Annotated in this window: 19 protein-coding genes and 1 tRNA gene; 9 read left to right on the top strand and 11 right to left on the bottom strand. The window is 65.9% G+C overall.

The features are described 5' to 3' along the window. Position 1 precedes the first annotated feature (1 nt). The 3 genes from VF662_RS09450 to VF662_RS09440 all read right to left on the bottom strand — a co-directional run bounded on the left by VF662_RS09450 (position 2) and on the right by VF662_RS09440 (position 2,867). Positions 2–979, bottom strand: a complete 978-nt coding sequence (locus VF662_RS09450) for a DUF1702 family protein (RefSeq protein WP_464140252.1) — start codon at positions 977–979, stop codon at positions 2–4. Between the two features lie 79 nt (positions 980–1,058). Further along, the gene (locus VF662_RS09445; protein ID WP_464140249.1) at positions 1,059–1,637 is read right to left on the bottom strand and encodes a carboxymuconolactone decarboxylase family protein; all 579 of its coding nucleotides are present in this window, start codon (positions 1,635–1,637) and stop codon (positions 1,059–1,061) included. Positions 1,638–2,453: 816 nt separating this feature from the next. Next, positions 2,454–2,867 carry a hypothetical protein gene (locus VF662_RS09440; RefSeq protein WP_464140246.1) on the bottom strand — a complete coding sequence of 138 codons (414 nt, stop codon included), beginning with the start codon at positions 2,865–2,867 and terminating at the stop codon, positions 2,454–2,456. Here VF662_RS09440 and VF662_RS09435 point away from each other — a divergent pair. Next, positions 2,852–3,232 (top strand): hypothetical protein, encoded by a 381-nt coding sequence (locus VF662_RS09435; RefSeq protein WP_464140243.1) that lies wholly within the window; start codon positions 2,852–2,854, stop codon positions 3,230–3,232. The genes VF662_RS09440 and VF662_RS09435 overlap by 16 nt on opposite strands. A gap of 250 nt (positions 3,233–3,482) precedes the next feature. Here the strand turns inward: VF662_RS09435 and VF662_RS09430 are convergent, their stop codons facing one another. Continuing rightward, positions 3,483–5,447, bottom strand: a complete 1,965-nt coding sequence (locus VF662_RS09430; protein WP_464140240.1) for a DNA/RNA non-specific endonuclease — start codon at positions 5,445–5,447, stop codon at positions 3,483–3,485. 131 nt (positions 5,448–5,578) lie between these two features. On the opposite strand from VF662_RS09430, the gene VF662_RS09425 reads away from it, so the two are divergent. The 3 genes from VF662_RS09425 to VF662_RS09415 are packed head-to-tail and all read left to right on the top strand — an operon-like array spanning position 5,579 to position 11,762. After that, positions 5,579–6,700, top strand: coding sequence for a trypsin-like serine peptidase (locus VF662_RS09425; RefSeq protein WP_464140237.1), 1,122 nt, complete (start codon positions 5,579–5,581; stop codon positions 6,698–6,700). Beyond that, the gene (locus VF662_RS09420; protein WP_464140234.1) at positions 6,700–8,604 is read left to right on the top strand and encodes a trypsin-like serine peptidase; all 1,905 of its coding nucleotides are present in this window, start codon (positions 6,700–6,702) and stop codon (positions 8,602–8,604) included. Before VF662_RS09425 ends, VF662_RS09420 begins: the two co-directional genes overlap by 1 nt. Then, positions 8,601–11,762 (top strand): Rab family GTPase, encoded by a 3,162-nt coding sequence (locus VF662_RS09415; protein ID WP_464140231.1) that lies wholly within the window; start codon positions 8,601–8,603, stop codon positions 11,760–11,762. The genes VF662_RS09420 and VF662_RS09415 overlap by 4 nt, the downstream gene beginning before the upstream one ends. Positions 11,763–12,039: 277 nt before the next feature. Here the strand turns inward: VF662_RS09415 and VF662_RS09410 are convergent. Then, positions 12,040–12,116 (bottom strand) — tRNA-Arg (locus tag VF662_RS09410). Between the two features lie 56 nt (positions 12,117–12,172). On the opposite strand from VF662_RS09410, the gene VF662_RS09405 reads away from it, so the two are divergent. The 4 genes from VF662_RS09405 to VF662_RS09390 all read left to right on the top strand — a co-directional run bounded on the left by VF662_RS09405 (position 12,173) and on the right by VF662_RS09390 (position 15,763). Continuing rightward, positions 12,173–12,907 (top strand): queuosine precursor transporter, encoded by a 735-nt coding sequence (locus VF662_RS09405; RefSeq protein WP_464140228.1) that lies wholly within the window; start codon positions 12,173–12,175, stop codon positions 12,905–12,907. 2 nt (positions 12,908–12,909) lie between these two features. Then, positions 12,910–13,224 (top strand): hypothetical protein, encoded by a 315-nt coding sequence (locus VF662_RS09400; protein WP_464140225.1) that lies wholly within the window; start codon positions 12,910–12,912, stop codon positions 13,222–13,224. A gap of 160 nt (positions 13,225–13,384) precedes the next feature. Next, complete coding sequence (locus VF662_RS09395; protein ID WP_464140222.1) at positions 13,385–15,265, top strand: ABC-F family ATP-binding cassette domain-containing protein; 1,881 nt, start codon at positions 13,385–13,387, stop codon at positions 15,263–15,265. 75 nt (positions 15,266–15,340) lie between these two features. Continuing rightward, a complete protein-coding gene (locus VF662_RS09390) occupies positions 15,341–15,763 on the top strand; it encodes a hypothetical protein (RefSeq protein WP_464140219.1) in 423 nt (140 codons plus the stop codon). Here the strand turns inward: VF662_RS09390 and VF662_RS09385 are convergent. From VF662_RS09385 to purS, 5 genes are read right to left on the bottom strand one after another with little or no spacing between them, the layout of a single operon-like run. After that, positions 15,760–16,233, bottom strand: coding sequence for a YbaK/EbsC family protein (locus VF662_RS09385; protein WP_464140216.1), 474 nt, complete (start codon positions 16,231–16,233; stop codon positions 15,760–15,762). The two genes, VF662_RS09390 and VF662_RS09385, sit on opposite strands and share 4 nt — an antisense overlap. After that, entirely contained in the window at positions 16,230–16,649 is a 420-nt protein-coding gene (locus VF662_RS09380; RefSeq protein WP_464140214.1) for a secondary thiamine-phosphate synthase enzyme YjbQ, read from the bottom strand. Before VF662_RS09380 ends, VF662_RS09385 begins: the two co-directional genes overlap by 4 nt. A 1-nt stretch (position 16,650) precedes the next feature. Then, entirely contained in the window at positions 16,651–17,340 is a 690-nt protein-coding gene (locus tag VF662_RS09375) for a Crp/Fnr family transcriptional regulator (RefSeq protein WP_464140212.1), read from the bottom strand. 4 nt (positions 17,341–17,344) lie between these two features. Further along, the gene (gene purQ, locus VF662_RS09370) at positions 17,345–18,010 is read right to left on the bottom strand and encodes a phosphoribosylformylglycinamidine synthase subunit PurQ (protein ID WP_464140209.1); all 666 of its coding nucleotides are present in this window, start codon (positions 18,008–18,010) and stop codon (positions 17,345–17,347) included. Continuing rightward, positions 18,007–18,243, bottom strand: coding sequence for a phosphoribosylformylglycinamidine synthase subunit PurS (gene purS / locus VF662_RS09365; protein WP_464140207.1), 237 nt, complete (start codon positions 18,241–18,243; stop codon positions 18,007–18,009). The genes purQ and purS overlap by 4 nt, the downstream gene beginning before the upstream one ends. Positions 18,244–18,293: 50 nt before the next feature. Between purS and erpA the strand changes: the two genes are divergently transcribed. Beyond that, positions 18,294–18,629, top strand: coding sequence for an iron-sulfur cluster insertion protein ErpA (gene erpA / locus VF662_RS09360; protein WP_464140205.1), 336 nt, complete (start codon positions 18,294–18,296; stop codon positions 18,627–18,629). 4 nt (positions 18,630–18,633) lie between these two features. Here the strand turns inward: erpA and VF662_RS09355 are convergent. Next, positions 18,634–19,911 (bottom strand): CocE/NonD family hydrolase (locus VF662_RS09355; protein ID WP_464140203.1); only part of this gene is annotated, 1,278 nt, incomplete at its 5' end.

Below are 19,911 nucleotides of genomic sequence, written 5' to 3'. Positions count from 1 at the left end.
ATCATCCGGCGCCCCCTGCCGCAAGTGTCTCCGCCACGTTCCGGCGCCAGGCCGCATAGGCCGCAGGAGCGGCTCCGAACCTGCAAAGGGCTTCGTCACGCGCGCTCAAGACAAGGGCGGAAAGCGAAGCGGCCGATGTTCCGCAAAGCCTGACGGCGGCCAGACTCGAGTGCGGCGGAACCGCCCCCGCACGAGCATGCGCCTCGATCCCGAAGGCGGTCCCTTGGGCTAACCATGGCCGGTTCGGGCCGGCTCCGGTAGCGAGCACGTCAAGCTGCCGCCCCTCAACGCCTCCGGCATAGGCGGCCGCGAGCCCTACCCCCGACCAGAGGTCGCTCGACCGGCTCTTGTTCGCGGAGCTGATCGCGTCCGTAATCCGCGCCGGGTCCGCACAATGGACGAACCAAAGCGAGCGGCCCACGCCCTGATCGTAGGCCCCCCGTCTCAGCGCCTCGCGTGCGGATAACCCGCTCCCGATGGCGCGGCGAGGGTGGAAGTATCCATCGTGAAAGCCCCAGCCGTCGATGGCGAGCGGAGCGAGAAGGGGATCAAGAGCCCGCCACAGGCGACCGCGAGCAACGGGCAGCCGCGCCATCGCCCAGCCGACACCGACATGGGCAAGATAAACATATCGATCGTTCAGCGCCGCCAGCATGATGCCGAGATCATGCCGCCACGGCAGCAGGGCGGAGCGCACTGCGGCGCCCATGGCAGCTCCCTCCGCGACAAAGCCGCGAAGAAAGACAGGATGTCCATCCAGGGCGGAAGGAAATTCGCGCCGGCCGTCCAGTGCAAGATTGTAGCCACGAATGAAGCTTTCGCCGATCCTTTCGAGAAGCGGCTGCGCCGGCCCCGCAGCAAAGCCGCGCTTCGAAAAATGAGCTTCCTGCGAGGCGAGGCCGAATAGGCGCACGAGCAGCCCCGGGCCTCCCCCGCGTGTTGCCTCGGGGCTAACTGCCGAGATCTCGTTCACGCCCATACCCCGGTCCCACAGCGAGAACGCCCTCGCCGGTCCGCACTGCGATCGTCCGCATCGGCGCGAACCGCTCCGCCATTGCTTACTCGCATGGTACTCGAACGGTGTTGGCGGACGCCGGATCAGCCAGAGACGCCAACACGCCGAGGTAACCATGGTCATGAAGCCATCGGCCCCGCTCCGCGTGGGTTGATGCATCTCCCTCGATTCCATGGCCGTGGACGAAGCGGTTCATGAAGTTGAACATAGCGACGACCAGGATCAGGTCGTGTAGCGCGCGCTCGCTCCAGCCGGCGGCGAACACAGCTTCCGCATCTGCAGGCTCGGTCTCGGTGTGGGCAAGTGTGAGCTTGCGGGCGTAGTGCAGCATCGGCCGGAGTCTCGGGTCAGCATCGTGAAGTCCAGGATCATTCACCAGGCGCCGGACAACATCACCATCGCAGCCGAATGCTTCCGCGGTTGCTAAATGGGTTCCGAAACAGAATCTGCACGAGTTGAGGCCGGAGACGAACGCGGCAATCAACTCACGCTCCGCGACGCTGAGAGGCGAAGGCCCGCGCAATATTATTTGGTGATAGCGGCAGAGCGCCTCGCCCGCCTCAGGGTGTATCTGAAGAGCGTGTCTCACGCCAGCGTCCGCCGGCAGACAAGCAAATATCATTGCAGACAACCCCCCTTGCTGCAACAGCAGCCGATTCGCTGCTTATTAAACTTGGTATCAGAGTCTGTTGGATTGTTTCAACATATTCATGATGCAATGCTGTCCGGTATATTCGGACGAAGTAAGGGGCACTTTCCTGGGGCCACGCTCGACTTTAGCCAGCGCAGGAGCGGCCACCGTTTACGAACGCCCTATGGGATAAGACGGTCGAAGATTACGAAATTCGAAGTCATTCCTTCAACTGGACAGCCCCGGGATGTCACGGTGGGCCGCCTCTCGCTCAATGACGCCCACGCGATTCCCGCGATCACTTCGGAGCAAACGCTCATTGCCTCCACAATGGACCAGATGCTCGTCGGACAAATCGATCTTCTGTGTACCTTCTGGATCAAGAGAAAGGGGAATCCGAGTTCATCTGAGGAAGAGCCATCTGCTGCGATTTCGCTCTCACCCAATCGAAGCCATACGAACTTCCAAACCGCATCCGCGTCCACGGGCTAATTATCGGAGGTCATGGTCCCAAGTGCCAAACGGGGGCGAGCTCAAAGGCGGTCGCAACCTCGATCCGCCGGGCGTTATCCAAGGATCGATCAGCGACCTGTGTCTGCGGGGGTGTGGGTACTCCAGAACCAGGTTTTCCAGCCGCAACGCAGCGAGCTAAGCAGGGATGCGAACACCATGTGGACTGAGGTCCGCCTGTCGATCGAAGGACTTGCAACTGGATGGGTCGCGACCGCTCAGAGCAGCCGTAGAGCACGGGTTCTCATCTCAGCGGCCACGCCGAGTCATGCTGCCTCGCTCAATATTACCTATGCGTTACCTGACGCCAGTAACAGGAAAACGGCGGACAACTGGCGCGCCCGGCAGGACTCGAACCTGCGACCCAAGCTTAGAAGTCCCGTCAGGGGCTGTTTCAGGGCCTCCGAGGAAGTGCCGTTCCCGCTGAAAACAATCGCATAGCGTCCCATGCGATTCCAGCAAATCCCAGCGCCCTTCCAGCAGCTCATAGAGCAGGACGCAGACGTCGAGGGGATCGCCGGGTAGTTCGGGCTCACCGTCCGGTTCGTTGAAGGACGGCTTCGGCTCGCGGGCCTCGCGCCCGTCGTGTTCGACGCGCTTGGCGCTGGCGAGATCACGCTCGACGTCACCAAGGCTTATGCCGCGACTCCGGACCAGGAGCGGCAGGCGTTCGTGTTCGAGCAGGTGAGCCGGAGTTGCATGGCTCAGCATGCCGACAGCATCCGCCGCATGGTGACCCAGGCGACGGTGAGCGCGAGCGACCTCGGGCGCGGTTCGTCGACGAGGAGGCCTATGCCGCCGCCGGCGGGCGGATCGAGCGCAACCTATCCTCGGAAGAGGTTGGCGCACGTTGGCTCGACGTTGCGCTTCTGGAGCGGCTCGCGACGGAGAAGCTGGAGGCGCTCGCCGCCGAGAAGGCCGCTTCGTCCTGCCTTGCCTTTGCGCGGCCGACGCCGGAGAGCTGGGCCGGCTACGAGGTCACTCGCGGCCTGCAACGCGTCCCGCTCGAGACACCGCCGCTGTCGGATGAGGAGAGCGCGGAGGTCGACGCCTCCAACCCGAGACCGAGGAGCTGATCGGTCAGCTCACGACGAGGGAACCGCCGAGGAAGCACGCGGGGCCGCCGAGGCGCGGGTGCGGGAGATCGGCGCCCGAGTGGCGGTTTCTCCGGCTAAATACCCGGACTCGTCCCGGATGGCGAAACTAGGCCCAATCAATCCGCGGGGGAATGGGGGGTCGCGGCGCGCACGATATGGCTTTCTAGAAGATATTCAGGTGCTTACATGGCGACGTCCGACGACCTCCCGCTCCACACGGTCGCAGTCCCTAGAGTATGATGTCCTCGAGCGCCTCCAGCGCGATGGCGTGTACCGGGCGATCAGCCCGCTCGGCGTCGACCCGGCGGGCGAGAGGATCCGCGTCTCTGAGCGGCCCAAACGATATGCCGGTCGCCTGCTCGATGTCCCTGATCGGCACCTGGTAGAAGTTGAAGTTGCCGATTTCGAAGCTTTCCGTAAGTGAGGCAACGAAGGCTGCCTGCCCCAATACGTAGCCGGTCGCGTGAAGGCTTTTGCCGTCCGCGGCGACCATTGCGACCACCTTCCAGTAAGCGAGCGGCACCTGGATGCTCTCGTCCTCGATGAGCACTGGATCGTCGTCGGTCATTATAGGGCCCGCGAAGACACTCGCCTTGAACCCGTGGGTCGCGGCGGAGCGCAGGATATAATCCTCGAGGCCCAGCCAGCGCTTCTTGTCGCGGTTCAACAGGGCATGTTGGAGGCCGGCGTTGGTATAGTGGAACGTGTCGCCGTTCGCCATCGTGGCGGCGGCCTCGTCACCCCAGTTCGGATCCTCCCGCCGGACCAGATGACCACGGTCGAAATCCCCGGGAAAGTCGGCGCTCGTCAGCTGAACTTCCTTCGGGATCCGCAGGTCCGCGAACCATTGATCGTCGCCGCGCTTGATCTTGAAGGGTTGCGAGCCGTCGATGTTGACGGCGGTGAGGCGGGGGCAGCGCCGGTCGGCCGAATAGAGGATGCTGAAATGCATATATTCGAGCACATGCTTTCCGGGCGCGTCGAGGCGCTCGGCGAGATCGCTGGTGTCGCTCGGGACGGGGAGCGGCACGGTGAAGGCCCCGTCGCTCCGCGCCCCGCCGCTGGCAGCTTCCTCGAGGAACGTTTCGACATAGCCGACGCGTTCGGTGAAGTGGCCGGGTTCGTGCTCGCTGTCCCGTTTCTCCTGTGGAAGCGCCGCGGGCAGCTCGATGCCGGGTACCGCCGTTCCCGCGAGCGCCCGCTTGAGCGAGGCCACTGACACGGCATTGTTGAATTCAAGATAGCGTCCCGCAAAGTGGAGTCCGACGACCTTGCCGCTCACCAGCGAGACGAGCGGGGAGCCGGACGCGCCGCCGAGGGTGGAGGCGTCATGCTGCATCAAGCGGCCGGATCCTGCGGGCTGTACGATGTAGCCGACGGCAAGCCGCTTCTTGTCATAGATGTCGCGGAAGATCTCCGCCTGTGCGTCCGCGGCATTGCGGCTGTCGCGTGCGGGGTATCCGATCGTGGCGAAAAGCTCGTCGCGCCCCGCTTCGGCATCGGCGAGCTCGAACGGAGCGCCCAACCAGCCGGTATCCTCGAGTTCCAGTATCGCGATGTCGGGCTCCGACTCGTGGGCGAGATAACGTACCCCGGTTACGACGGCTTCCTGGATCTGCGGATCATCGTGAATTTGCAGGAAATCGACCATCGCGCCGTATTTCACCATCGAACGGGGGTCGCGAAGGAAGACGGCTTCGCCCTTGGTTCCCCGCCGGCGCGCGAATTCCGATGCAACGTGCCTGTTGGTGATGGCGATGGGCTTGCTGCCCTTGTCCGCCACCAGCCAGGCGGTGCCCACCCAAGCCATCGAAGGATGATTGATGGTATTCACTCGCCCAACCGACAACAGACGAGCCTCGACTCGATGCTGCGAAAGCAGGCCCGGCAGCGTCGTCGCGAAATCAGCGCCCGTGCTATAGTCTACCGCCCGTCCATGAATCAGATAGCTGGGGCGACCGACGCGCTTCACGATCGCCTCGAGGGCGAAGTTGCGTGACCTGTCGGCGCTTTCAAAGGCGTCGAGTTTTGCAACCGAATGACCATTCAGCGCGGCTTCGAGGTCTGCGGGGGTGATGTTGAGGCGCCGCAGCACCGGAGCGAGCGTTGTGTCCGCTTCCTTCAGTACCCGCTCATTGAGGTTTGGCACCGTATGGCGGAAATGCTCCAACCTTCTTTCGCTCTCTTCATTCATCTTGCCCCCCGTTCTGGTTTAAATACCGCCTGACAAAGCCAAGCGACGACTCCACAATGAAAGCGGGTAATATAGCCCCGAACCATTAGGCCGCACGGGTGGAAATCGCCAGAATGGACGTTAGAGACAGCTTGTCCGACCGGTGCCGCGGCCTGCAGGAGCGGCGACTGCGCCAGGCCTTCGGAACGCGGGGAACCAACGGCTTTCGGCCTGAAAGCCACGCCGGCCCCGGGGAGGAGAGGGCGGATCGCACCCGGGAGAGCCCGGAGGGACTCGACGGCGCCCGGATCCGTGCCGCTCGTGACTATCTGTTGCTGCTCGCGGAGAGCAGCAGGGCTCGAGAGGATCCTTTCCTCGCCGGCGAGCTCAATGCCGCTGCCGAGGGAGCCGAGGATGTCGTCCGCCAAGGACCGGTGGTGCGAACGCCCGACGAGGCCTTTCGGGCGGAACTGCTCATCCACGCCGACGGGACCCGGCCCGCCGCGCTGGTCAAGAACGGCAGCCTCCTCAGGCCCGAGGCACTGGGTGATTTCGGGGAGCTCTATGTAATCAGCAGGCAGACGGTCGACGCCTCGATCCGCTCCGCCGGCAGGATCGATGCGTCCGGCCGGCAGCTCGGGGGCGGAATGCTGTTGGCGCTCGAGGATCGCGATGAGCACGTGGTCCTGACGGCGGGCCACGTGCTCGATGGATGGCTCGAGCCGGGAGATCCGCCGACCTTGCGTCCGGGACTCGTCATCGATTTCGAGGCGGAATTCGGTGGAGCCTCGTCCAACCGGCACAGGCTCGACAGGCTCCTGTCCTACTGCTTCGATGAGCCGAGCGGCACCGACTATGCGCTTCTTGCTCTCGGCGCCTCCCTCGATGGCCGCTCGCCTCCCGCCGCGGCTCTCACCGACCCGGGGCGGTGGAGGCTCGCCGTCGGCGAAACGATCGGCATCCTCGGGTTTCCGGCCCGGCCGGTGCTTCCTTCCAGCCTGTTCCTGCCGGGGCAGGTCTGGCATAGCCTTTTCGGCGGCGCGTGGAGCGTCAAGCGGTTGTCGCCCGGCCGGGTGAGTGCCGCACCGGCGGATCAGGCCGGGCAAGACCTGGTGTGGCACGACGCGACGACCACCATCGGTTCTTCCGGCAGCGGCATCCTGACCTTCGGCTCCGGCTACCTTGCGGGCGTGCATGCCGGCGGCCGAAGCGAGGCGAACCGGGGGATGAGCCTCGCCGCTATCGCGGCTCGGTCGGGCCAAGGGTTCGGCTGATGGCGACCGACCGTGAGATCGAGGCGCTTGCCAAGCTGGTCACCGCGAACGACGAAACGTTCGGAGCGATCTTCCTTCACGCTCAGGAAGAGCGGGACAGCAGCATTGATCTTCCCACCGTCGGCGCCCTCGCCGGCGCCACTGACACCAGCGGGCGGGTGGCGGCTTGTCTGCGTTACGCATCCGATAACGGTTTCCTAAGGGTGCTTCTTCGAACCGCCATCGAGCAGAATGCGGCGGGGCCGCCGCTCGAGTCCAACGCGAAAGCCTTTGCCGCGCTCGCCACCAATCTAACCGGGATCAAGCCGAGGGACCTGGCCAATGCCCAGACAGCGTTTTTCGAGGCCCAGGCGCTCATGCCGGGCAGCTACACGGCCGATCCCAAGCGTCTCATTAGCCAGATCAGCGCGACCATGCGGCAGACCTGCCGAATCCTCGACCGGGAGAACCAGGTCACCGGCACCGGAGTTCTGATCGCCCCGCATCTGGTCCTCACCGCTGCCCATGTGCTCGACCGCCAGATCGGCAACGACGGCAAGGAGCTGCCGGGCTCAGCCGAGCGGATCGAAGTCAGGCTCGACGTGCTTGGCGATACGTCGGCTGAGGCGCCCCGGGTGCCGCTCGTGGAAAGTTGGCTCGTCGATCGCTCGCCTTGCCCGGAATGCATGCTGACGGGCCGGGCGGGCGAGTTCGGCTCCATGCCGTCCGCCGACGCGCTCCTCAAGAACGACGACTATATCATCATCGAGCTTGCGGCGGCGCCGGGTTTCACGCGGGGCTGGGTCGACGTCAGCCGCGGCGACGAGCAGATCGAATCGGACCGCCGCGGATTGGTCTTCCACCACCATCCCGGAGGAGCGGATCAGAAGATCAGCTTCGGCCAGTATCGGGAGGCGTACGGTCCACGATTCCTGCACGATTGCGACGCGGTCCGGGGCAGCTCGGGCGGTCCCATCCTCGATCTGAAGCCCAGGTTCGCAGGCGTTCACCACGGCACGATGGTCAACGGTGAGGACGTGAAGAACGTCGCCGGTGCCGGCGCGAGCCTCGCCGCCTGGGCAAAAAAGAACCGCGAGCGCCTAAGTCCCGGCGCCGCCCTCAATCCCATTTGGGAAATAAGACCCTCCGGCAGTACCGGCACCGGCAAGCCCGTTCTGGGGCTGGAGCCGTTGCAACGGCAGATCTGGGACATGCAGCGAGCCGACAAGGCGCAGGCTCTCGTCCTGACTGGCCCGCACGCTGCCGCGCAACTCCTCTTCGACGTCGTCGCGATGATGCTGCCGCGCGACCAGGCGACGATCATCCCGATGGACCGCTCCAAGCTGAACCTGATCCAGCAGCGGGCCGCGGGTGAGACGGAAAGCGGCGCTACGGCCGTCGCCGTCGCGGGGCTGATCGAACATATCACCCAGGTCGTCACTCCGGAGTCGTCCACGGCGTCAACCGACTCGATCGGGGCGCTCAAGACCGCCGAGGGCCTCAGCGCGGCCCTTGAAGCGCTGTGCTCGCATGGCCGGATATGGGTGCTCGTCAACGTCAGTTCGACGGACATGTCGACTCCGCTCTCCGAAGCCCTGGCCCATCTCTATCGAGCCACTTTGTCGCTGCCCGACGGGCGGGGGCGCCTTCTGGTGACGGGCCGGGAAACCTTCCTCGGCGCGGGGCTGCGGGAGCTGGTGGAAGACAGCTTCACCGGTGAGATCAGGGAGGGCGAGCTGCCGATGCCGACGGCCGGCGATATCGCTCGGCACCTGGCGAAGGCGCGGTTGGCGCGCCAGCTCGCGCCGGAGGACAGCGGGCCGAAGATCGCCCATATGATCATCGAGATCGCCAAACTCAGAGCGAGTGCCGGCGCGGACATGTACGGTGAGATACTGCGCCAGGTCGAGGAGGCAATCGGGTGACGGAGGTCGACACTCTCGCGCGACTGCAACGCGAGCTTGCCGCGTTGAAAGCGGATCATGGTGCTTCTCCGGCAGTTCCGGCGCGGCCGCCTCATCTTGACGACATGCTTGCTCGCGCCGCGGTCCGGGGATGGTTCAACCCGATGGAACTGGGTGTGGGTTCCATGCTGCGGGATGGACAAGCGGAAGCCGCCACCAAAGAGCGGTGCCTGCAGGTGCTGCGGCGCAGCTGCGTGGTGGATCCGTCGAACCCATTGCGCTGGATGCTGCTCGACAGGCACCGCCGCCAAGCGCTGTCCACCCTGCCCAGGGACAGGCTGTTGGAACTTCTCATCGGGGCGGTGGCCGGTGGCGACCTTCACGCGCGGCTGATGCACGCCATGATCCGGAAGGAGTTCGATTCCAAACGGGCCGAAAGTCACGCGCTCGCAATTGCCGGCGACGCCGCTCGATGGCTGAAGATGGCCGGCATCGACGCAGGGGTTCCACCCGCGGAGGAGCTTGCCGCCACGTTGGAGAGGCGGCTGCGAGACGACGAGCTCGACCGGCTCAGCCGCCATATGGTCGGGCGCGAGCCGGAGCTTGCGCGGCTCGCAAGCTTCTTCCGTTCCGCGTGGAGTGCTCCAGGGCACCTCCTTCCCGTATGCCGGGTGGACGGGATCGGAGGGGTCGGCAAGTCCACCTTAATCGCGGCTTTCATGCGGAGCGGCATACCCCATGTCGAGAGCGAGGCGATCACGCTCTGGATTGATTACGATCGGCTCCGGATCCGGCCGTCCGATGTGCGCAGCGTCCTAATCGAGATTGCCCGCCAGCTTGAATGGGCGGAGTCTTCCTGGGGGGCGAAGCTTCGGGAATTCCGTCGAGGCGCCCACCTGCACACGGCTGAAAGTGCCCGCAATCGCCGCTCCCCGCCCTTGGCTCAAAATCTTCGAACACTATCGGAGATGGGCGAGGAAGAGGGGCCGCTTCCGGACTCGGTGGATACGCGCGCTTCGGCCGATCAGCTGGCCTCGACGATCTTCGAGGTGGCCAAGGGTCCGCTGAAGCGCCCGGTTCTCCTTGTGCTCGACACGCTCGAGCAGCTGGAGCGGACCGACCTCATGGGCGTCGACCTGATCCAGGCGCTGGATCGCCTGCGTAGATCCGCGCTACCTTCCCTGGCCGTGCTTGCTTCGGGGCGCTCCGTCTTCACCAAGGGCTTCGGCTACACCGAGGTCGACCTCCAGGAATGGTCGCTGAAGGGATTGTCACAGCGCGAGGCCCGGCACCTCCTCGTCACCAAGGAGAGACTCACGCCGGCGGACGCCGACAAGCTGATGTCCGCTTTCGCCGACCTGGACGAGGAGGATTTCCGCGACCGCGTCGGAATCCCGATGCTGCTCAATCTGCTCGGGCGCCTGGTCCGGGAAGGGAAGGTCAGGGTTGACCGAGCGGACCTCGAGTCCATCAGGAGCGCCGCGGATGCGCATATGGCCACGGCCTATCTCTACGAACGCATCCTCGCCTTCGTGCCGCCGGCCGTGCAGCCGCTTGCAAGCCCCGGGCTCGTGCTCCGCGAGGTGTCAGCCGAGTTGCTGAGGGAGGTGATCTGGCCCGTGGTGATGCCGAAAGCCGCGCTCACGCATGAGGAGGCGGAGGTGCTGTTCGCCCAGCTGTCGAAGGAAACTTGGCTGGTAGAGCCGGTGCCGGGCTCCTCGCCCCACCGCGTCCGGCACCGACCGGAGCTTCGGCGTGCAATGCTCCACAAGCTGTACGAAGCTGCACGCCCACGGGAGCTGGAGCAGCTTTTCGAGCTCAACCGGCGTGCTCGGGACTGGCACAGGAGGGCCTTGAACGACTCTCCGTTCGAGTCGGCGGAGAGCCGACATCATCGGTTGGAGCTGGTCTATTACTCCTTGGCTCTGGCCGTCGTCGGTGAACGGGGCGCCGATGTCCGAATCAGCGACGTGAGGGCCGTTGCGAAGGAGTTGGAACCGCTCATCCTGGATTTCCCGACCGAGTTCAGGCCGGTGGTCCGGGCGCTGCTCGGGGGCGAAGCCGAGCCCGCGGATATCGGGCGCCTGCCGTCCAGGCTCCGAGCCACCGTCTTCTCGGATCGCCTGCGCAAGCTCGCGAGCCGAAGAGAGTATCGTGAGGCGATGAGCTTCGCGGCGGGGCTCTCCATCGAGGATCGGGGCCGGACCCCCTCGCTGGCTTGGCTGATCACGCGCTGCTTCCTTCAGTCCGGCGCCTGGGAGACCCACGCAGACACGATGGAGCCGCTGTTCTGTGGTCCGAACGCATCCGCCCTGCGCTTCGGCAAGGGCCGCCCGTCGCTTCTCCCTTTCATGGCCATGTTCTTCGATCGGCGCCTGAGGCCCTCACTGCGATCGGCTTTGGAAGCTGCCCCGAGATCTGCCGGCCTCCATTCGGCCGTTATCAGGAGGTACGAGCTTTTTGACACACTGTTCGCGCATCTCGAAGGCCCGTCCGAAGCGACCGCGGCCCGGCTGCGGGACATCATCTTCGAGACTGTCCAACCCCTGCGGGCAAAAACCTTGGGCGGAGACGCGGCCCGTATCGCGCGATTCTACGGCGCACTGGAGCTGGGCCGGTTCGGTTCGATCCTGCCGCCGCATGGAATTTGGGGTCAGGCGCTTCGAGGCAGCCATGCTTGCAGCATCCGTGGACTCATGACCCTGTGTCGCTGGGAGCGCGAGCCGAAGACAGCCGCGCAGTTCGTGATTGGTTGCAGGAAGATCGACAAGGACGTTGCAGTCGGAAGTGAACGGCCGCTCGAGCGCGAGTGGCGCGCGATCGTTTTTGAGGATTTCCACACGCCGCTGGGAGAAGCGCTCGCCTCCGCCTTGCCGGACCAGCAGCAAGCGTACGACGTGGCGGAAGCATTGTGGCTGCGCTGGCCCGAACGGCCGCATGACCTACGGCCGAGCCGGTTTGGTCGGGACTGCTTCACGGAACGGCAGCGGCGCGAGAGGTACAAGACACTTGCCGCATTTGCGGATCGCGCAGGATTGACGGCGGACTTGCTCGCCACTGCGCACCACGCTGCCGGCGACAATTCGGATCTGCTTCGGGTCACCGAGGGCATCATGGAATGGCGCCAGGCCTTGGGGGAGGACGTGCCTTCGCCCGTGCTTAGTCAGCCTGTCGCCTGATCCGTGCGGGCGCTCAGAAACGGGAAGAAGCCCGGTGCGGAGGACGAAAACACCTGCTGGCTCCAGATCGGGAGCGTCGGGGCTAACAGCGTGGCACGCGGTGCCGGCTGAGAACAATGCGGTCGAGGTATTCGCGACGACGCAGCGCTCGTTGCTCGCAGCAAGCCCACTCACCCGCCGGCGTTCCGGTGGGGCCCATTAGATACCACCCGATCCTGTTCGCCGGCTACCTATGTGGTACCTGACGAGAAAACGGTAACAGAAACTGGCGGAAAACTGGCGCGCCCGGCAGGACTCGAACCTGCGACCCCAAGCTTAGAAGGCTCGTGCTCTATCCAGCTGAGCTACGGGCGCGTGGGGCGTGGTCTAGCGCGCTTTCCCGCCGAGCGGAACAGCGCTATCGGCGCGCCATGGACGGGGGCGAGGCGAAGGCGGTCGAGGGGGCTGCGCTGGGCGAGCGGCGGCTGCGCTATTTCGATTTCGTGATGGCGGCGTTCGTCACCATCCTCCTGCTCTCGAACGTGCTCGGCGCTGGCAAGGTCGCTGTGGTCGCGCTGCCGCTCATCGGCGATTGGCCGTTCGGCGCCGGCATCCTGTTCTTCCCGATCTCCTACGTGATCGGCGACGTGCTGACCGAAGTCTACGGCTACGCCCGCGCCCGCCGCTGCATCTGGGCGGGCTTTTGCGCGCTCCTGTTCATGGCTTTCATGGCGATGGTGGTGGTGGCGCTGCCGCCCTCGCCGGATTGGCAGGGGCAGGCGGCCTACGAGCAGGTGTTCGGGCAGGTGCCGCGGATCGTGCTCGCCTCGATCGTGGCTTTCTGGGCGGGCGAATTTGCGAACAGCTACGTGCTCGCCAGGATGAAGGTCTGGACCCAGGGTCGCCACCTCTGGACGCGCACGATCGGCTCGACCCTGGTGGGGCAGGGGATCGACAGCCTCATATTCTACCCGCTCGCTTTCTACGGCGTTTGGGACAATTCGACGCTTCTGGTGGTGCTCCTCACGCAATGGGCGCTGAAGGTCGGCTGGGAAGTGCTCCTGACCCCCGTCACCTATCTGGCCGTCGGGTTCCTGAAGCGCCGCGAAGGCGTCGACGTCTACGACACGAACACCGATTTCACGCCCTTCAAGGCACAGGTCTGACGATGAGCCCCTTCCAGAGCTTCAAGCATCTCCTCGTGGAGGCCACCAGCCTCAGCAAGGATGCGCTCCACATCTATGTCGGGCTCGGCGTGATGCTTCTCGTCGTCATCCTGTTCAAGAAGTCGCTGCGCGACTGGCGCCCGCTCGCCGCGGTGGCGGTCGCCTCGATCGCTGGCGAGCTCTGGGACATCGTCGACACATTGGGCCACGGCGGCACGCCCCGCTGGAATGCGAACTGGAAAGACGTCTGGAACACGATGTTCTGGCCCACCGTGCTGTTCGGCCTCGCCCGCTTCATCCGCATCTTGAAGCGCTGACATGGACGAGGAGCGTCCGACGCTCGGGGAACGGCTTGGGCGGCTCTGGTGGCTGGCCGGGATCGTCGCGCTCTTCGCCTGGTTCGCCTTGCTCTGGTTCATGTTCGGCGACGTCCTCTAGCCTCCTGACAAATCGGGCCGCTGCTGCTAGGGGCGCCCGATGCTCAATCTCAGCGGCATCACCGTGCGCCTCGGCGGACGCACCATTCTCGACTGCGCCAGCGCGGCGCTGCCGCCAGGCGGCCGCATCGGCCTCATCGGCCGCAACGGCGCCGGCAAGTCGACCCTGATGCGCGTCGTTGCGGGCCTGTTGGAGCCGGACGAAGGAAGCGTCGAAATGCCGCGTGCGGCGAGGCTCGGCTATATCGCGCAGGAAACCCCCGCCGGCTCGGGCACGCCGCTCGAAACGGTGCTCGCTGCCGATCTCGAGCGCGCAAGGCTGCTCGACGAAGCGGAGAGCGAAGCCGATCCCCACCGCCTGGCCGAGATCCACGACCGCCTCAACGCCATCGCCGCCCACGCCGCGCCCGCCCGCGCCGCACGGATACTCGTCGGACTTGGCTTCGACGAGGAGATGCAGCAGCGCCCGCTCGACAGTTTCTCGGGCGGCTGGCGGATGCGCGTCGCGCTCGCAGCGCTTCTCTTCAGCGGCCCGGACCTGCTCCTCCTCGACGAGCCTTCGAACCACCTCGATCTCGAAGCGACGCTCTGGCTCGAAAATTTCCTCAAGAGCTACCGCGCGACGATGCTAATCGTCAGCCACGAGCGCGACCTTTTGAACAACGTCGTCGATCACATCCTGCACCTGAAGCAGGGCAAGGTGACGCTCTATCCGGGCGGCTATGATGCGTTCGAGAAGCAGCATGCCGAGCGCATGGCGCAGCTCGAATCCGCGCGTGCGAACCAGGCGGCGCAGCGCGCCAAGCTGCAGGATTATATCGCCCGCAACAGCGCCCGCGCGTCTACCGCCAAGCAGGCCCAGTCGCGTGCCAAGGCGCTCGCACGGATGCAGCCGATCGCCGAGGTCGCAGCCGATCCGAGCCTCAGCTTCGACTTCCCGAGTCCGGCCGAGCTGAAGCCGCCGCTCGTCAATCTCGACATGGCCGCCGTCGGCTACGAGCCCGGCAAGCCGATCCTGTCGCGCGTCAGCCTTCGCCTGGATCCGGACGATCGGATCGCGCTGCTCGGCCGCAACGGCAACGGCAAGACCACGCTTGCGCGCCTGCTGGCCGCCCAGCTTCCGGCGATGGAAGGCGAGATGAACGCCACCGGCAAGCTCAAGGTCGGCTATTTCACCCAATATCAGGTGGAGGAGCTCGACAGCGGCGACACGGCCCTCCAGCATATGAGCCGGCTGATGCCGAAGGCGACTCCGGCCGCGGTGCGCGCGCAGCTCGGCCGGTTCGGCTTTTCGGGCGAGAAAGCGACGATGCAGGTCGGCAAGATGTCCGGCGGCGAGCGCGCGCGGCTCGCTCTGGCGCTGATCACCCGCGATGCGCCGCATATGCTGATCCTCGACGAGCCGACGAACCACCTCGACGTCGATGCCCGCGAAGCGCTCGTCCAGGCGCTGAACGATTATTCGGGTGCCGTCGTGCTCGTCAGCCACGATCGCCACATGCTGGAGCTCACCGCCGACCGGCTCGTGCTCGTCGACGGCGGCACCGCGCGCGAATATTCGGGAAGCATCGACGATTATACCGACATGATCCTGGGCAAGAACCAGGAGGGCTCCGGCGAGAAGGCCGCGCCCAAACGAGACCGTAAGGAAGACCGCCGCGCCGCCGCCGAGGCCCGTGAGCGGAGCCAGGCGCTCCGGAAGTCGGCGAAGGCTGCCGAAGCCGAGATCGCCAAGCTCGAAGGCCGCAAGCGCGAGATCGAGCGGGCGATGTTCGACCCTTCCTCGGCGGCACCGGAGGATTCGAAGCGCACGATGACGGAGCTGATGAAGCTCCACGCAGACGTCGGCGCCCAGCTTGCCGAAGCGGAAGCCAAGTGGATCGAAGCGTCGGAAGCGGTGGAGCGCCTCGAAGCCGCCTGAAGCGGGAATTTTGACGTCCGTCAAAGCGGTTAAAGCGAATCCGGCGCATCTCCTTCTCAGAGAAGGAACCCTAAGATGACCGTCCACCAGCCCTACGCCCAATTCCAGGAAGTGATCGCCCCCGCCGCCGCCCCGTTGCGGCGCAACCGTGGCGAGCGCGTGTTCGATATCCACCCGGCCGTGCACCTGATGCTGGTCGGCACCTATTTCAGCTTCGCAGGCATCCTCTGCACCGCCTTCATGGGGCGAGACCTCATCGTCCCGGCGGCAATCGTCGCGATCGGCATCGCTTCTCTGTTCCTGACGCCTGGCCTCTGGGCTCGCGTCGCGCCGGACGACGGACTTCGCAAACAGAGCTGGAGCGAGTTCCTGCACGAGGGCGTCGAGTGCATCACCGGCCGCCTCACCGCCGGCCAGGCGCTGGCGCAGATCATGGTGCTTCCCGGGCTGATGGTCTGCCTTGCGATGGTCTTCGCGATCGTGAAGGCGACGCTCTAGGCCTGCTCCGGCAATCGGCAGACGTCGACCCACCCGGCGCCGACCAGCTCGGCCAGCCGGCTGGGCGTCGTTCTGACCGAGGTGTTCAGCGACCCGCCCGCCGGATAGACCGTGTCGAACGCCTTCAGCGACAGATCGAGATAGACCTTCAGCGGCCTCGCCAGGCCGAACGGGCAGACGCCGCCCACCGGATGCCCGGTCAGCTCCAGCGTCTCCTCCGGGCCTAGCATGCGCGGCCTGCCGCCGAACGCCGCCTTGGTCTTTCCGTTGTCGAGCCTCGCATCGCCGCGCGCGACCAGCAGGAACGCCTCCTCGCCGACGCGGATCGCCAGCGTCTTCGCGATCCGCCCCGGCTCGACGCCGAGCGCCTGCGCAGCGAGGTCGACGGTGGCGGTGCTGTCTTCCACCTCGATGATCGGCAGGTCGGGCGCGTGCTCGGCGAGCCAGGACCGGACGGATTCGGCGCTCATTCGCCCGCCAGATGCAGCGCCAGCGTCCGCCGGTGCGGCCGGCGGCGGTGCTCGAACAGGTAGATGCCCTGCCACGTGCCGAGCGCCATCCGGCCTCCGATGAGCGGGATCGAAAGCTGCACCTGCGTCAGCGTCGCACGCAAATGCGCCGGCATGTCGTCCGGCCCCTCCTCGTCATGCTCGTAGGCATGGGCATCCTCGGGAGCGATGCGCGCGAAATAAGCCTCGATGTCGCGCCGCGCCGCCGGGGCCGCATTCTCCTGGACGATCAGCGAAGCCGAGGTGTGGCGGCAGAACAGGGTCAGCAGCCCTTCCCGCACTCCCTGCGCGTCCGCCCACTCCGCGACCTCCCGGGTGATATCGAGAAGGCCCTGCCGCTCGGTGCGGAATTCCAGGAACCCGGTCGCCTGGCGCACCTCAGGCAGCGGCCTGTTGGAGCGCTGCGGGGCTGACAATCGCCAGCCCGCGGGCGCCGTGGCGCTCAATGACGCCCTCCCGCTCCAGCTCGGTGAGGCGCCGGCTCACGGTCTCGATCGTGGTCCCGAGCAGGCTTGCCATTTCTTCGCGGGTCAGCGGCAGCTCGAATTGCTGCGCAGTGCCGCAGGGGGAGGGGGCCGCGGCCCGCGCGAAGGAGAGCAGCAGCCCCGCCACCCGTGCCTTGGCGTCCCGCCGGCCGATCAGGTCGGTGAGCGCGCGCGAAGCATCGAGTTCGGCCAGCGTCCGCTCCAGAATCGACCGGGTGAGCGCCGGATGATCGCTCATCAGCCGCTCGAACCCGGCGCGCGGGAAGATGCAGAGCCGGCTGTCGGTCAGTGCCGTCACCTCGTGCCGCGTGGTGGCGGAGAAGAGCTGGCCGAGGAATCCCGCCGGGTGGATCAACGCGACGATCCGCTCCACCCCGTCCGAGTCGATCTTCGACAGCTTGGCCGCGCCTGAAATGAGCGTCGCGCAGGCGATGCTGTCGTCATCGGCTGCGAAGATGGTCTCGCCGCGGCGGAAGTCGCGGTGCTGGCCGATCGCCGCGAGCTCGGCCAGTTCCCTCTCGTCCAGCGCCGAGCAGACGGCGTGGTCGCGAACCGGGCAGTCGGCGCAGGCTTGCGGGCGCATCAGCCTAGCCGATCGCTTCCAATATGCCTTCGAAGAGGCGGCGTCCGTCGGTGACGCCGTGCGCCGCCTCCACCGCCCGTTCGGGGTGAGGCATCATCCCAAGCACGTTGCCGCTCTCGTTGATGATGCCGGCAATGTCGTGCGCGGAGCCGTTCACTTCACCGGAGTAGCGGAAGGCAATCCGTCCCTCGCCCTCCAGCCGGTCCAGCGTATCCTGATCAGCCTGGTAGTTGCCGTCATGATGGGCGACCGGAATCACGATCTCCTCGCCCGCCTCATAGCGGCCGGTGAAGGCCGACTGACTGTTCTCCACCTTCAAATGCACGTCCCGGCAGACGAAGGAGATCGTCGAATTGCGCATCAGCGCGCCCGGCAGAAGCCGTGCCTCGGTGAGGATCTGGAAGCCGTTGCACACGCCGAGCACCGAAACCCCGCGGTCGGCAGCGTCCTTCACCGCGCGCATCACCGGCGATTGCGCCGCCATCGCGCCCGAGCGGAGATAGTCCCCATAGGAAAATCCGCCCGGGACGGCGATCAGGTCGAGCCCGTCCGGAAGCGCCGCTTCCCGGTGCCACACCATGATCGGCTTCTGCCCGGTCACTTCTTCCAGCGCGACCGCCATGTCGCGGTCGCAGTTGGAACCGGGGAAGACGACGACTGCGCTCTTCACGCCGCGCCGCCCTCGATCCGATAATTTTCAATCACGGTGTTGGCGAGCAGCTGCCTGCACATCGCCTCCACGTCCGCCTCGCTGACGCCGTCTTCCAGGTCGAGCTCGATCAGCTTGCCGGCGCGGACGTCCCTGACGCCGCTGAAACCGAGCCCCTCGAGCGCGTGGTGGATGGCCTTGCCCTGCGGGTCGAGGACGCCATTCTTGAGTGTGACGTAGACGCGGGTTTTCATGGGCTCGCCTATAGCTTGTGGCGCGGGCGCCGCCACCTTATTTCAGGGCCATGACCGAGGCTTCCGAAATCGCGCTGACCCCCTCGGCGGCTGCCCGAGTCGCCTGGATCGCCAGGCGCCAGGGCAAGGCGCCGATCCTCCGGCTGGCGGTGGACGGCGGCGGCTGTGCGGGCTTCCAGTACCGCTTCGGCCTCGCCGATCAGGTGGAGCCCGACGATACGGTGGCGGAGCGGGACGGCGTCACTCTGGTGGTTGACGAGATGAGCCTCGACCTCGTCCGCGGCTGCGCGGTCGATTTCGTCGAATCCCTCGGCGGCGCCGCCTTCCAGGTCACCAACCCGAACGCCGCTTCCGGCTGCGGCTGCGGCACCAGCTTCTCGATCTGAGCCGCTACCGGACCATCGCAGCGCGCTGGTCCACGGCGACCACCGGCAGCCAGACCGCGCTCGCGGCGTTGCCGCCGCGTTCGATCGTTACCGTCGCCTTCCGATAGTCCCCTTTCTTCGCAAGGAAAATGTTGGGGACGTAGGTCTGCGGATTGCGGTCGTAGAGCGGGAACAGGCTCGATTGCACCTGCACCATGATCCGGTGTCCCGGCTGGAAGACGTGGTTCACCGTCGGCAGCCGGAAGCGGTAGCGCTGCGTCTTGCCGGCCGGGATGGCGCTCGGCTTCGCAAAGCTGTTTCGATAGCGGCCGCGGAAGATGTCGAGGCTGATCGGGAGCTGGTATCCGCCCATCTTGGGATCGGTCGCGACCTCTTCCGGATAGACGTCGATCAGCTTCACGACGAAGTCGCCGTCCGTTCCGGTCGTCTTCGCGAAGATGTCGGCGATCGGGGCGCCCGAGAGCCGCACCGGCGCAGTCAATACCTCGGTCTGGTAGGTCATGACGTCGGTGCGCCCGTCGGCGTGGCGCTGGTCGCTCACCAGCCAGTCGCCCCAGCGCCCGTCGTTGAAGTTCACCGGCCGCGGCAGGTGCGGCACCGGCTTGTCGGGATCGGAGACGTAGCTGTCGCCGCCCGCGGACGCCTTGTCGAAGCCGAGCGCGCCGTTCGCCTGCAGGTAGATCGGCCGAAGCGGCGACGCACACCCCTGCTCACACGCCAGCGGCCAGGTGGTGAACCGGTCCCAATGGTTCTCGCCCGTATTGTAGATGGTTGCGGCCGGCAGCTGCACCGGCGGCCCGTCCTTCAGATACTGGTTGAAGAAGGGCAGCACCATCTCCTCACGAAATTGCTGGGCAGTGTCGCCGTTCCACTGGAAGGGGCCGAGCGAGCGGCCCTCGCGGTTGATCTGGCTGTGCCGCCACGGGCCCATGACCAGATAGTTGTTCCCCATCTTCCCCTTGGCCTTCAGCGCCTCCCAGGCGGTGATCGCGCCGTACATGTCCTCCTGGTCCCAGAGGCCCTGTTCCCAAAGCGTCGGGATGTTCGACGGATTGGCGGCAAGGAGCTTGTCGAGCGCCTGGCCGCTCCAGAATTCGTCATAATCGGGGTGCGAGACCATCCGCTGCCAATAAGGCAGCTGGTCGTACCCCGACGCCTTCGCCCAATCGCCCGCCGAGCCAACGCGGCGGAAATTGTCGTAATCGTCATAGCCGCCGGTGGGCGGCGCCTTGCCTTCGCCCTTGTAGCCGGTCTGCCCGCCCAGCCAGGCGATGTTGGCGAG

The sequence above is a fragment of the Allosphingosinicella sp. genome, assembly GCF_036387215.1.
Classification (GTDB): Bacteria; Pseudomonadota; Alphaproteobacteria; order Sphingomonadales; family Sphingomonadaceae; genus Allosphingosinicella.
Note: the sequence above shows the minus strand (reverse complement) of the source record. Positions and strands in the feature narration are given on the sequence as shown.

Coding starts and splice junctions, on each gene's coding strand:
- VF662_RS09450 (WP_464140252.1), bottom strand. CDS start 979: ATGGGCGTGAACGAGATCTCGGCAGTTAGCCCCGAGGCAACACGCGGG.
- VF662_RS09445 (WP_464140249.1), bottom strand. CDS start 1,637: ATGATATTTGCTTGTCTGCCGGCGGACGCTGGCGTGAGACACGCTCTT.
- VF662_RS09440 (WP_464140246.1), bottom strand. CDS start 2,867: ATGCTGAGCCATGCAACTCCGGCTCACCTGCTCGAACACGAACGCCTG.
- VF662_RS09430 (WP_464140240.1), bottom strand. CDS start 5,447: ATGAATGAAGAGAGCGAAAGAAGGTTGGAGCATTTCCGCCATACGGTG.
- VF662_RS09420 (WP_464140234.1), top strand. CDS start 6,700: ATGGCGACCGACCGTGAGATCGAGGCGCTTGCCAAGCTGGTCACCGCG.
- VF662_RS09405 (WP_464140228.1), top strand. CDS start 12,173: ATGGACGGGGGCGAGGCGAAGGCGGTCGAGGGGGCTGCGCTGGGCGAG.
- VF662_RS09400 (WP_464140225.1), top strand. CDS start 12,910: ATGAGCCCCTTCCAGAGCTTCAAGCATCTCCTCGTGGAGGCCACCAGC.
- VF662_RS09395 (WP_464140222.1), top strand. CDS start 13,385: ATGCTCAATCTCAGCGGCATCACCGTGCGCCTCGGCGGACGCACCATT.
- VF662_RS09390 (WP_464140219.1), top strand. CDS start 15,341: ATGACCGTCCACCAGCCCTACGCCCAATTCCAGGAAGTGATCGCCCCC.
- VF662_RS09385 (WP_464140216.1), bottom strand. CDS start 16,233: ATGAGCGCCGAATCCGTCCGGTCCTGGCTCGCCGAGCACGCGCCCGAC.
- VF662_RS09375 (WP_464140212.1), bottom strand. CDS start 17,340: ATGCGCCCGCAAGCCTGCGCCGACTGCCCGGTTCGCGACCACGCCGTC.
- purS (WP_464140207.1), bottom strand. CDS start 18,243: ATGAAAACCCGCGTCTACGTCACACTCAAGAATGGCGTCCTCGACCCG.
- erpA (WP_464140205.1), top strand. CDS start 18,294: ATGACCGAGGCTTCCGAAATCGCGCTGACCCCCTCGGCGGCTGCCCGA.